Annotated in this window: 13 protein-coding genes; 7 read left to right on the top strand and 6 right to left on the bottom strand. The window is 38.4% G+C overall.

Features of this window, described 5'->3' with window-relative positions; all coding sequences use genetic code 11:
• The first annotated feature begins 115 nt into the window (after nt 1–115).
• From rluF to RE431_RS14205, 4 genes are all read left to right on the top strand, one after another.
• Nucleotides 116–916, top strand: a complete 801-nt coding sequence (rluF, locus tag RE431_RS14220; protein ID WP_309562639.1) for a 23S rRNA pseudouridine(2604) synthase RluF — start codon at nt 116–118, stop codon at nt 914–916.
• Nucleotides 917–1028: 112 nt separating this feature from the next.
• A complete protein-coding gene (locus tag RE431_RS14215; RefSeq protein ID WP_309562638.1) occupies nt 1029–1451 on the top strand; it encodes a VOC family protein in 423 nt (140 codons plus the stop codon).
• A gap of 27 nt (nt 1452–1478) precedes the next feature.
• The gene (locus tag RE431_RS14210) at nt 1479–2498 is read left to right on the top strand and encodes an AI-2E family transporter (protein ID WP_309562637.1); all 1020 of its coding nucleotides are present in this window, start codon (nt 1479–1481) and stop codon (nt 2496–2498) included.
• A 19-nt stretch (nt 2499–2517) separates the two neighbouring features.
• Complete coding sequence (locus RE431_RS14205) at nt 2518–2928, top strand: YkvA family protein (protein WP_309562636.1); 411 nt, start codon at nt 2518–2520, stop codon at nt 2926–2928.
• A 32-nt stretch (nt 2929–2960) separates the two neighbouring features.
• Here the strand turns inward: RE431_RS14205 and RE431_RS14200 are convergent, their stop codons facing one another.
• From RE431_RS14200 to argS, 3 genes are all read right to left on the bottom strand, one after another.
• Complete coding sequence (locus RE431_RS14200; RefSeq protein ID WP_309562635.1) at nt 2961–3863, bottom strand: bifunctional 5,10-methylenetetrahydrofolate dehydrogenase/5,10-methenyltetrahydrofolate cyclohydrolase; 903 nt, start codon at nt 3861–3863, stop codon at nt 2961–2963.
• 46 nt (nt 3864–3909) lie between these two features.
• On the bottom strand, nt 3910–5238 hold the full coding sequence (gene ffh / locus RE431_RS14195) for a signal recognition particle protein (protein WP_309562634.1): 1329 nt from the start codon (nt 5236–5238) through the stop codon (nt 3910–3912).
• Between the two features lie 115 nt (nt 5239–5353).
• Nucleotides 5354–7132, bottom strand: coding sequence for an arginine--tRNA ligase (argS, locus tag RE431_RS14190; RefSeq protein WP_309562633.1), 1779 nt, complete (start codon nt 7130–7132; stop codon nt 5354–5356).
• Nucleotides 7133–7243: 111 nt separating this feature from the next.
• Here argS and RE431_RS14185 point away from each other — a divergent pair, with 111 nt between their 5' ends.
• Nucleotides 7244–7669, top strand: a complete 426-nt coding sequence (locus RE431_RS14185) for a hypothetical protein (RefSeq protein WP_309562632.1) — start codon at nt 7244–7246, stop codon at nt 7667–7669.
• 122 nt (nt 7670–7791) lie between these two features.
• On the opposite strand, the gene RE431_RS14180 is transcribed toward RE431_RS14185, so the two are convergent.
• A complete protein-coding gene (locus RE431_RS14180) occupies nt 7792–7995 on the bottom strand; it encodes a hypothetical protein (RefSeq protein WP_309562631.1) in 204 nt (67 codons plus the stop codon).
• Nucleotides 7996–8065: 70 nt separating this feature from the next.
• On the opposite strand from RE431_RS14180, the gene RE431_RS14175 reads away from it, so the two are divergent.
• Complete coding sequence (locus RE431_RS14175) at nt 8066–9502, top strand: SDR family oxidoreductase (protein WP_309562630.1); 1437 nt, start codon at nt 8066–8068, stop codon at nt 9500–9502.
• A gap of 24 nt (nt 9503–9526) precedes the next feature.
• Nucleotides 9527–11029: a BCCT family transporter gene (locus tag RE431_RS14170; protein ID WP_309562629.1), complete on the top strand. Its 1503-nt coding sequence runs from the start codon at nt 9527–9529 to the stop codon at nt 11027–11029.
• On the opposite strand, the gene ctlX is transcribed toward RE431_RS14170, so the two are convergent.
• Together ctlX and RE431_RS14160 are read right to left on the bottom strand one after the other, a co-directional pair.
• Nucleotides 11026–11952 carry a citrulline utilization hydrolase CtlX gene (ctlX, locus tag RE431_RS14165; RefSeq protein WP_309562701.1) on the bottom strand — a complete coding sequence of 309 codons (927 nt, stop codon included), beginning with the start codon at nt 11950–11952 and terminating at the stop codon, nt 11026–11028. The genes RE431_RS14170 and ctlX overlap by 4 nt on opposite strands.
• A 10-nt stretch (nt 11953–11962) precedes the next feature.
• Nucleotides 11963–12874 (bottom strand): dimethylarginine dimethylaminohydrolase family protein, encoded by a 912-nt coding sequence (locus tag RE431_RS14160; RefSeq protein WP_309562628.1) that lies wholly within the window; start codon nt 12872–12874, stop codon nt 11963–11965.
• Between the last annotated feature and the right edge of the window lie 66 nt (nt 12875–12940).

Raw genomic sequence — 12940 nt, 5'->3', positions numbered from 1 at the left:
TATTTATATAGACGTACGAAAGTTACAAAAGGTTGCCTGAGGTTCAGAAAATTTTATTTTTTTCCTCTTAGCCCCTCAAATTCATATCTCGTATCTTTGCTTCAGAATAGATTTTATGGCAGAAGAAGTACGTATAAACAAATATTTGAGTCAGTTAGGATATTGCTCCCGCCGTGAGGCAGACAAGCTTATAGACCAGGGAAGAATTACTATTAACGATAAAGTTCCAGAAATGGGAACAAAGGTCACTCCAGGTGATATCGTAAAGGTTGATGGGAAACCTGTTTCAAAAGAAGAACTCAAGGAGCCGAATGTTTATATCGCTTTTAATAAGCCGGTTGGCATTGTTTGCACTACTGATATACGAGTTGAAAAGGATAATATCATCGATTATATCAATTATCCTAAAAGGATATTTCCCATCGGTAGATTGGATAAACCTAGTGAAGGTTTAATATTTCTTACCAATGATGGTGATATCGTAAATAAAATTCTTCGTGCCCGAAACAATCACGAGAAGGAATATGTTGTTTCTGTGAACAAACCCATCACTCCAGATTTTATCAAAAAAATGTCTTCAGGCGTCCCTATCCTGGATACCGTAACTAGAGAATGTGAAGTTGAAAAATTAGGAAAGCACACTTTCAGAATTATACTTACACAAGGGCTAAACAGGCAGATTAGAAGAATGTGCGAATTTTTAGACTATGAGGTTACCTCTCTGAAAAGGGTACGAATTATGAATGTTTCCCTAGATGTTCCTGTTGGAGAATGGCGTGACTTAACAGAAGAAGAATTGAAAACCATCAATAATCTCACAGGGGATTCAACTAAAACGGAAGAAGGTTCTATTGTAGAACCAACTTTAAAACCGAATCCAAGAAGAGGCAAAAGGCCGCGCAAACCCAAATCTTAACAGAGAATTAGCGCGCTCTTTAAGCGCATTGTATGTAGTTCTTGTTAATTTTAGATTCTTAAAATAAGAGCATTTGTCTTATCTTTATTAGCATCAGATTAATATTTATAGAATGAAAGTACAACCATTCCACCTTGCGATTCCGGTATCAGACCTTCAGAAATGTAGAAAGTTTTACAAGGAAATCCTGGGTTGTGGGGAAGGCAGAAGTAGCGACCACTGGGTAGATTTCAACTTTTTCGGCCATCAGCTGGTGATCCATTATCAGGATCCTCAGGAAACCAAGGCTTCAACTTCAAACCCTGTAGACGGGAAAGATGTTCCTGTACCACATTTTGGAGTTGTGTTACAATGGGAAGTTTTTCATGAATTCGCAAAATTGCTGAAAAGTAAGAATGTCGATTTCGTTATCGAACCTTATATAAGATTTGAAGGTAAGCCCGGCGAGCAGGCAACGATGTTTTTTAAAGATCCTTGTGGAAATGCTTTAGAGTTTAAGGCATTCAAGGATATGGGACAGCTTTTTGCCAAATAAGACATTTAACCAACAACCAACCAAAATATGGATAGACTTAAACCGTCCTTAGTACGACAGGTATTTGTTCTGCTGCTAATACTTTTCTTAACGGTTTTAATAGTAAAAGAAACCCTTCCTTACCTTTCGGGAGTTCTGGGAGCGGTAACTTTATACGTTATCCTTAAAGGCTGGATGAAGAAATTGATAGGTCGAGGTTGGAGACCACCTCTAGCCGCTTCCTTATTAATGGCCGGATCTTTTATTGGAATCCTAATTCCGGTAACCCTTATTGCTATCATGCTTACCTCGAAAATAGGCAAAGCGGTTTCAAATTCTGAAAGAGTTCTCAAAGCCTTAAAAGATCAATTAAACCATATAGAAGCCGAAATAGGATTCAGTATTAGTTCCAGTATAGATACAGCTTCGGTTACGAATTGGGTCTCTTCTAATTTACAGAACCTGGCAGGGGGAACTTTCAATGCCTTTATCGCCATAGGGATCATGTATTTCATGCTATATTATATGCTGATAAATCGTGAATCCTTGAGAGAATCTATGATTACATATATTCCACTCGGGAAGGACAACCTCAGGATAATTGGAGAAGAAAGCAACCAACTTGTAAAATCGAATGCTCTTGGAATTCCTTTAGTTGCTTTAGTTCAGGGAATTATTGCATTAATTGGATTTCTGATATTTGGAGTTCCAGATCCGTTTTTCTGGTTCGTGATCACCGCCATAGGTTCTATGATCCCGTTCATAGGAACAGCAATTGGAATTATCCCGGCAACTATCTTGTTATTTGCCCAGGGACATGACTGGCAGGCTATCGCACTTTTGATCTACGGATTCGTCGTGGTAGGTTCTACAGATAATATCATAAGACTTTATGTACTGGAGAAACTAGCCAGCGTGCATCCATTAATCACGCTTTTTGGCGTTATCGTAGGTGTTCCGTTATTCGGATTTATCGGATTGATATTCGGTCCCTTATTGATCTCTCTTTTCTTGCTTATCCTGAGAATCTACAAGAAGGAATATGGAAATTCGCATCACAGATTATAAAATTAAACCAACTTGAATTATGTTCGGAAAAAAGAAAAAAATAAATGAAGATCTTGTAAAAACCGAAGTCGCTAAGATTGATGAAGATGATGTAACTATTGCCATGGACAGTCAGGAAGAAGTTGACGCCAAGATCAATAATTCGGGATTACTTCAGAAGTACAGCGAACTTGCAAAGGTCATGTACGGTATGCTTAAGGATTACCGTAGAGGTGTATACAACAAAGTACCCTGGTTCACTATTGCGACCATTGCTTTTTCATTTTTATATATTCTGAATCCCCTGGATATCATCCCTGATTTTGTTCCGGGCTTAGGTTATATAGATGATATGGCAATTATCACCTTTGGTTTAAGGTTTATCCAGTCTGACATTCATAATTACCTGGACTGGAAATTGGAACATGGCGATACAAGCGGAACTTTATAAAATAAAAAAGAGGGAGTTAAACTCCCTCTTTTTTATTTTTTCTTAGCTTCTATTGCTCTGTATCTATGTCTTTCCCTTGCCAGCAAAGTATTTTTCAATAACATAGAGACCGTCATTGGTCCTACTCCTCCAGGAACGGGTGTTATATAAGAGGCTCTTTTACTCACATTCTCAAAGTCTACGTCTCCTTTAATGATATAACCTTTTTCGGCATTATCATCAGGAACTCTGGTAATACCAACATCTATGATCACCGCGTCGTCCTTGATCATTTCACCTTTAAGAAAATCTGGAATTCCAACAGCGATAATAATAATATCTGCCTGTGAAGTTACCTGTGTGATATTTTTAGTAAACTCATGAGTCAAGGTAACAGTAGAATTTCCAGGAAAACCACTACGTCCCATCAGGATGCTCATCGGTCTTCCAACGATATAACTTCTACCAATTACCACAGTATGTTTCCCTTTAGTCGGAATATCATAACGCTCTAAAAGCTCAAGAATTCCGAATGGTGTAGCCGGAATAAAACTGGTCATATCCAAAGCCATCTTTCCGAAGTTGGTAGGATGGAAACCATCTACGTCCTTATCTGGATCTACAGCATTCAGTACTTTCTGGGTATCGATTTGCGGAGGCAAAGGTAACTGCACAATAAAACCGTCTATCTCATCATTCTGATTAAGCTCTTCGATCTTGTCCAGCAATTCCAGTTCACTTACCGTATTTGGAAGTCTGTAAAGTGAGGATTCAAACCCCACTCTTTCGCAGGCTTTTACCTTGCTGTTCACGTAAGTCATACTCGCCCCATCCTTACCTACAATAATTGCAGCCAGGTGAGGGACTTTTTCTCCACGCTTCTTGATTTTGGCAACTTCGCCAGCAATTTCATCCTTGATGTCATTACTGATCTTTTTACCGTCGAGAATTGTCATTAATTGTTGTGTGTTAGTTGTTGTTGTGTATTGAAGTGGAAAGGAATTACTGCATTCCTTTCATCATTTGCATCATTTTTCGGCCACCGCCACCTTGCATCATCTTCATCATTTTACCCATCTGGTTAAATTGCTTCAATAGCTGATTCACTTCCTGTACAGATGTTCCTGAACCTTTAGCAATTCTTTTCTTTCTGCTGGCGTTGATGATCTTCGGCTCACTTCTTTCTCCCGGAGTCATGGAATGTATGATCGCTTCAATTCCTTTAAAAGCATCATCATCAATATCAACATCCTTAAGCATTTTTCCTGCTCCCGGAATCATTCCCATAAGATCTTTCATAGATCCCATTTTCTTGATCTGTTGAAGTTGATTCAGGAAATCATCAAATCCGAACGCATTTTTCGCGATCTTCTTTTGAAGCTTTCTTGCTTCTTCCTCATCGTACTGTTCCTGAGCTCTTTCCACAAGAGACACAACATCCCCCATCCCCAGGATCCTGTCGGCCATACGTGAAGGATAGAAAATATCAATCGCATCCATCTTTTCACCAGTACCGATGAATTTGATAGGTTTATTTACAACCGATTTAATAGAGATTGCTGCACCACCACGAGTATCACCATCCAGTTTGGTTAAAATCACCCCGTCAAAATTCAACCTTTCGTTGAAGGTCTTTGCAGTATTCACCGCATCCTGACCCGTCATGGAATCTACTACGAAAAGTGTTTCCTGTGGCTCGATCGCCTGGTGAATATTGGAGATTTCGGTCATCATCGCTTCATCAACCGCAAGACGTCCCGCGGTATCGATGATCACTACATTATGCCCATTTTCTTTAGCATAAGCGATAGCATCTTTAGAGATCGCAACCGGATCCTGATTACCTTCATCTGAATATACCTCAACACCAACCTGTTCCCCAACTACATGAAGCTGGTTGATCGCAGCCGGACGGTAAACATCACAGGCTACTAAAAGAGGCTTTTTAGTCTTTTTATTCTTAAGGAAATTTGCCAGTTTACCAGAGAAAGTGGTTTTACCACTACCCTGCAGACCAGACATTAAAATCACAGAAGGATTTCCTGAAAGATTGATCCCTTCAGCTTCACCACCCATTAATTCGGTAAGCTCATCTTTTACAAGCTTTACCATTAACTGTCCTGGTTTCAATGTATTTAATACATTTTGCCCCAGCGCTTTTTCTTTAACGGTATTAGTGAATTCCTTGGCAATCTTATAGTTCACATCGGCATCTACCAACGCACGTCTTACCTCTTTAAGACTTTCCGCAACATTAATCTCTGTAATCTGTCCATGCCCTTTTAAGACGTGAAAGGCACTATCTAACTTATCGCTTAAATTATCAAACATAATTTTTCCTGTGATTTTATTCTATTGCTGCAATGCAGCGAATTGCAAATTTAATGATTTGAAGCTGAAGTATAAAGTCCAACCTTCAAAATTCAAAATTTCAGTTTTGTTGAAATTACATTCTTTCCGGAACTTCGATCCCAAGCAGCTTGAATGCCGACTTGATCACGTTTGCTACCAGGTTTGAAAGCTGTACCCTGAAAACTTTTTCCGCTTCATCATCAATGCCCAGTATCTGAACATTCTGATAGAATGAATTAAAAGATTTTACCAGCTCATAAGTATAATTAGCGATCAATGCTGGAGAATGATTCTCTGCTGCCAGTGCTACCGTTTCTGGAAACAACTGCACCTGCTTGATCAATTCCTTTTCTTTCTCGTGAAAACTAAATTCTTTAGAAAGATCTGCTGAAGTATCAAAATCGGCTTTTCTTAAGATCGACTGTATCCTCGCATAGGTATACTGAATGAAAGGTCCTGTATTCCCCTGGAAATCTACAGATTCTTCCGGATCAAAAAGAATTCTCTTTCTAGGATCTACCTTCAGAATATAATATTTCAAGGCACCAAGCCCGATAATTCTATAAAGCTCTTCTTTTTCAGTTTTAGAATAACCGTCAAGTTTTCCTAATTCCTCGGAAATACTTCTGGCCGTATCTGCCATTTCCTTGATAAGGTCATCAGCATCTACCACCGTTCCTTCCCGGCTTTTCATTTTCCCGCTTGGAAGATCCACCATTCCATAACTTAAATGATAAAGCGCATCTGCCCAGTCATAGCCAAGTTTTTTCAGAATTAGAAAAAGTACTTTAAAGTGATATTCCTGTTCGTTACCAACCGTATAAACCATCTGGTTGATATCAAAATCAGCAAATCTCTGTATCGCAGTTCCAATATCCTGAGTCATATAAACAGCAGTCCCGTCGCTCCTGAGAACTATCTTTTCATCCAGACCTTCTTCACTTAGATCTATCCAGACACTTCCATCTTCTTTCTTATAAAAAACGCCTTCTTCAAGACCTTTCTGAACATTATCCTTTCCTAAAAGATAGGTTTCACTTTCGTAGTAATTCTTATCGAAATCTACTCCAAGGGCATCATAGGTCTTCTCAAATCCGTCGTAAACCCATTGATTCATGGTGGACCAAAGTTTTACCACATCGGGATCGTTCTTTTCCCATTTTCTCAACATTTCCTGAGCCTCAACGAAAATTGGAGCCTGCGCTTTTGCTTCATCTTCACTCTTTCCTTCTTCTTTAAGCTGAGCGATCTCCTTTTTATATTCCTGGTCAAACTTCACATAGTAATTCCCAACCAGCTTATCCCCTTTTAATCCTGTAGATTCTGGGGTTTCACTGTTTCCAAATCTCTGCCAGGCAACCATAGATTTACAAATATGTATTCCACGGTCGTTGATCACCTGCACTTTATAAACCTCATTTCCGGCAGCTTTTAAGATTTCAGAAACTGAATAGCCTAATAAGTTATTTCTAATATGTCCTAAGTGCAACGGCTTATTGGTATTCGGTGAAGAATATTCTACCATGATCCCGCTTGCATCACTTTTCGGAAGCAGAATTCCGAAATCTTCTCTTTCTCTTACATCATTGAAAAAGTTGATATAATATTTATCGCTAATCACGATATTCAGGAATCCCTGGATCACGTTATACGCCGCAACTTCCTCTACTTCATCTTCTAGAAATTTCCCAATGTTCTCAGCCAATTGAGCTGGATTGGTTCTTACCTGCTTCAGCATAGGGAAAACCACCAAAGTGATATCGCCTTCAAAATCTTTACGCGTAGGCTGAAATTCAATATTTTCAGGTTCTACTTCATAATGCTTCTTGACGGCTTCTTTAACTTTTGATGCAAGAATTTGTTCGATATTCATTTTCCTATACTTTTTAGCGTATTTCCAATTATTAAGTGCGCAAAGATAAAAAGAATTGAAGTTTCAGGCGTCAGGCTTTGTACTCAAATCCTTATATTTAGGAAAAAAGAAATGCTACTGAATATTTCCTATAATCGTCCGGCGATTTCAGATAAAATAAATAAGGAAGTCGGGAAGCCTTTTACGCTTTTTGAAAGGGTAAAACTCAAAGGCACCGGTTCTCCAAAATTACAGATCACCTCTACCAGTATTGATATACATAATTTACTTATTCTGGACAATAACGCCAATGTTTGCAATGTTGAAATGAGAAACAACGGGATCATCGTGATGTTCAGGTCAATTCTGGAAACTTACGCGCTGGTAATCCCATATTACAAACTTAATCTCTACAAAGGAAAAGCTGAAGAATATAGCATTTACAAGGACCATCATTTTATTAAGGTGAAGGCGAATACGCCTGGTATTCATAAATTCTTTAAAAAGATCATCGATTACAAGAACGATAATGCACCCACGCAGATAGAAGATCTTTAAAATTTAATTAACCTTGAGTTGTGTAGGATGCTACAAGGTCTCCAGATTCTTTATAAATAGAAAAGGGTGAATTAAATCAATTCATTTTTGCTCAGCCTTTTAGGCTCGCTTGTTTAAGCTCATTATCTCTTTCCAAAGGCAAGGCCTCCCACAAGAGAAAGAATCCCGAAAACGATCATCGCATAAGACTGCGTATTGTCTCCGTGTGCTTCAACCTGTAATGGACCTGCATCAATAGAAAATTCAGGTGTAACAAGATTATAAATACCATATCCAATTAGTCCTATCCCAATTATTAGTAGGACGAATTTCAGCACGTTATTCATTTAATAAAGTTTTACTAATCTGAAGTGAAAGTAATAATTAAATTTCTAATTTGAAGTTCAAATTCTTCAAATGCGCATATTACTTACCGGTGCCAATGGTTATATTGGAATGAGACTTCTACCTCAACTACTTGAGCAGGGGCATGAAGTTATTTGTGCAGTCCGTAATAAAAACCGCTTTACTTCTAACGAAGAGCTCAAAGAGAAAGTTGAAATTGTTGAGATCGATTTTCTTGAAAATTCAACAGCTCCGGATAAGATAAAAAATATAGATGTCGCCTATTATCTTATTCACTCGATGACCGCATCTACTAAAGATTTTGATAAGCAGGAAGCACAGGCAGCAGAGAATTTCAATAAGATGATGACCGAAACCTCGGTGAATCAGGTCATTTATCTAAGCGGAATCATCAATGAAGAAAAGCTTTCCAAACATTTAAAGTCACGAAAAGCCGTTGAAGAAATCCTTTATAAAGGCGATTATAATGTCACTGTTTTAAGGGCTGCTATTATTGTTGGATCCGGAAGTTCTTCTTTTGAGATTATTCGTGATTTGTGTGAAAAGTTACCGGTGATGGTCACACCAAAATGGGTCAAAACCAAATCCCAGCCTATCGCGATAAGGAATATTATACAGTATTTGACCGGTGTAATTGGATGTGAGGAATGTTATAATGAATCTTTTGATGTTGGCGGGCCAGATGTGTTGACCTATCAGGAAATGATGGAACAATACGCCGAAGTTCGGGATTTGAAGATCTGGATTGTTGGAGTACCATTTATGTCACCAAAATTGAGTTCTTACTGGCTTTATTTTGTAACCTCAACTTCTTACAGGCTGGCTCAAAATCTTGTGGATAGCATGTCTGTAGAAGTAATAACACGAGACACCAGACTTAAGGAAATTCTGAATATTGAGCTTATTCCTTACAAGGAAGCGATCAAACTTGCATTTTATAAAATTGAACAGAATGAAGTTCTTTCCAGCTGGAAGGATTCTCTAAGCAGCGGTCGATTTAGAAAGGAATTGAATAAATATGTACAGATCCCTAAATACGGGTGCCTCCAGGATAAGAAATCGATTAAAGTTGAAGATCCTGAAGAAGCTCTGGAACGAGTATGGGCAATTGGCGGACTCAATGGATGGTATTATGGTAACTGGCTGTGGAAAGTAAGAGGTTATTTGGATAAAGTATTTGGAGGAGTTGGACTAAGAAGAGGCAGAACCCATCCTACCAAGATCAATGCAGGAGATTCTTTAGATTTCTGGCGCGTTCTTCTGGCAGATAAGGAAGAAAGACGATTGCTACTTTTTGCTGAAATGAAGGTGCCGGGGGAAGCCTGGCTGGAATTTAAAATTGATGAAGATGATGTCCTGCATCAAAATGCGACTTTCAGACCAAAGGGTTTGCTGGGCCGGGCGTACTGGTATGCGATGTATCCTTTCCATTTCTTCATCTTTGAAGGCATGATCAACAAAATTGCGAAGGGAATAAAAAAGGATTAGTTTTATGTTTAAGAACTAATCAGCTTGAAACCAGTATTCCAGTCACTTCTCAAAAACAAGGAATTTTCAGTCTCCGCAGCGATCCTGATTTTTAGCTCAGTTCTAATTTTTCTATTTACAGATCAGTTTTATGATAGCATCGAAATTGCTTCTCTCTGGGTGAGAGAGTATTTTGGAACATTCTATTTGTGGCTCGGGCTGGCTTGTGTGCTGTTCCTTCTAATAATTGCATTCACAAAATTCGGAAAGATAAGACTTGGAAGTTCTCCACCTGAATTTGACATGCTATCCTGGATCGCGATGCTATATTCTGCCGGAATGGGTGCCGGAATTTTATTGCGAGCCGTGCAGGAACCGGTTTATATGCTAATAAATCCGCCTATTGAAACCGGAGAAACTGCAGAAATTGTTTCATTGGAATATACATTTTATCAATGGGGTTTTACTGCCTGGGCATTCTACGGGCTTTTCGCATTAGTAATAGGTTATGCAATTTTTGTAGATAAAACCGATGTAAGATTAAGTTCCGGATTTTCTATTTTCCGAAAAAACCGTTTCCTGCCAACCTCAATTGATATTCTTACCATTCTTACTACGGTAATTGGTCTGGTAGCTGCAATTGGCCTAGGAACCACACAAATAGAAGGAGGATTAAGTCATTTAGAATCAAGAGAACCCGGATCATTATATCAAAATATGGGATTGGTGTTTCTTATCTGTTCTCTGGCATTTATGTCAGCATGGGCCGGAGTTAATAAAGGAATTAAACGGATCTCAAACTGGAATATTTATATCGCTCTATTATTGATGCTATTCGTATTCTTTACGGGAAATGTTGCAGAAATTTTATCTAATTTTTTCAACTCTCTATATCATTATATTATTGATTTCATTCCTTTAAGCCTGTCTATAGGTGATTACGATCCCGGGCAGCAATTTTTAACCGACTGGACCTATTATTACTGGGCATTCTGGCTAGCATGGGCTCCCTTTACAGGGATTTTTATTGCCAGAATATCTAAGGGAAGAACGATTCGAGAGATGATTTTAGGTGTATTATTGATCCCTTCGCTAGGAAGTTTTTTCTGGTTCAGCGTATTTGGAACTTCGGCCTTCGAGATCATAGAAAGCTGGAATAGTTACAACAATGAATTCGGAAATGTATTCACTTCGATGTTCGTATTCTTTGAAGCCTATCCTCTACCAATAATTACAAGCCTTATTGTGATTTTGCTTCTAATCAGTTTCCTGGTAACATCGGTAGATTCAGCGATTTTTGTCTTAAGCATGTTCACTGATAATGGCAATCCTGAACCAAAAAAGAAATACCGCCTTCTATGGGCGGTATTGATCCTTATATTTTGTGAAGCGATCATAGTTCTGGGGCAGGTTAAGCCTGACTCCAATGTTTTAACCGCCATGCAAAAGTTTCTTATAATTAGCTCTCTTCCTTTCGCAATCCTAAGTGTTCTGATCATTCTTCTTTTCAGTTTTAAATTGTTTAAAAGAAGATCTGAACAAATCTAAGCCTGAGGTAAAAAAACCTCGGCCATCATACATCTGGCGCTTCCTCCTCCACAGGTTTCTATCGTCTGAATTTCAGAACTTAAAATCTCACAGTGTTTCTCGATTCTTAAAACCTGCTCATCAGTAAGGCTTCTATGTGCTCTCGCACTCATCACAAGATATTTTTTCCCTTCAGCTCCCTGAACCTGTAGCATATTCCCAGCAAATTCATGCATCTGCTCTTCAGTAATGGAAATAATCTCCTTCTCGTCCATTTTAAGATGCTTTACTACATTCTTTCGTTCTTTCTTATCATCTATGGTATCAAGACAGATCACAGCGAATTCATCAGCTATACACATCATCACATTGGTGTGATAAATTGGAAGTCTTTTGCTGCCCACACTTTGATAGGCATTAAAAATAACCGGAGTAAATTCAAAATCCTCACAGAATTCTATTAAAAGATCTTCATCTGCTCTTGGAGAAATGGCACAATATGCTTTTTGATGTACCCTGTCCAGGATTAAACTTCCCGTTCCTTCAAGAAAAACATCATCCTCTTCAGCAACTGTATAATCTACAATATCGGTGATCTTAAGTCCCGCTTCTTCAAGTTTGGCGAAATAATGTAATCTGCGTTCTTTTCTCCTGTTTTCAGCAAACATGGGATAAAGAGCGATCTGCCCATCTTCATGAAAAGAAACCCAGTTGTTTGGAAAAATAGAATCTGGCGTATCATCTTCAGGAACATCATCTACCACCACTACATTTACTCCAACTGCTCTTAGTTTTTCAACAAAAATGTCAAATTCCTTTGTGGCAAGTTCATTAATATCATCTCCTTCCATTTTTGTCTGGAAATAGTTATTTACCGCGGTTTGTTCGTTCATTCTGAAACCAACCGGTCTTACCATCAATATTGTATCTGTAATCTGCTTCATCATAATTCTTTTAATCCCTTATTAAAGGTAAAGTTGAACAACGCAACAAACCTTCCTGCTTGGCGATTTCAGCATAAGGCACTTCTTCTACCGTGATCCCCTGTTCTCTAAGCCAGTTATTAAGCCTGGTAAATCCTTTCTCTGAAATCACCACGTCTTCTGAAATAGAAAAGATGTTAGAGTTCATATTATACATTTCATCACGGGTGATCTCGTAAATATTATCCTTTCCGAAGAAATTAACCAGCCATTCATATTCTTCGTCGATCAAAAACCCATCCTTGTAGAGGATAGCTTTATCTTTCCCAACCGGCTGAAAGCAACAATCAAGATGCAAGGCATTATCCTTAGCGATCGTATTTGACTTTTTAAGGCTAAAAGAAATCACCTTTTTATCTGGAAATGCTTTCTCCAAAGCCTCTACCGCCTGCCAGTTTGTTCTTGCAGTAATGAAATCTTTATAATCTTTGCCTTTATAAGTTCCAACGAAGATATAGTCTCCCATAGGCATAACGTCCCCACCTTCAATATGAGCCTCCTCAGGTAACGTAACAACCTTTGAAGGATCTATCTGCTTCATCACATGTTCTATCGCATCGATCTCCTGATCACGATCTGGGAGTATATTCGATTTCACGAATTTATCACCTATTACAAACGCAATATCACGAGTGAAGATCTGGTTATAATCTTCAATTATTTTGGGTCTAAAAACCTTAACATCATATTTTTCAAGAACAGCCGCGACAGCTTCCATTTCTTTGACCATATCCTCTTCTTTTGGATAGGTTCCGGCCTTTATATGCTCCTGTGATTTTGGATCGTATGCTTCTTCCAGTGTTGGAATTGGACCGTTGCTTTTAGCAGTTCCTAAAACAACTGCTCTAAGTCTTGAAGTTTCGTTAGTTATATGCAATTTCATTGCTAAGATTTTGACAAATATAAAAAAGCTCCATCCGATGATGAAGCTTTTTCAATTAATTAGTTT

It is taken from the genome of Christiangramia sediminicola, assembly GCF_031344135.1.
In the GTDB taxonomy this organism is placed as follows: domain Bacteria; phylum Bacteroidota; class Bacteroidia; order Flavobacteriales; family Flavobacteriaceae; genus Christiangramia; species Christiangramia sediminicola.
The sequence above is the reverse complement of the archived record's forward strand: the minus strand, read 5'-3'. Positions and strand labels throughout refer to the sequence as shown.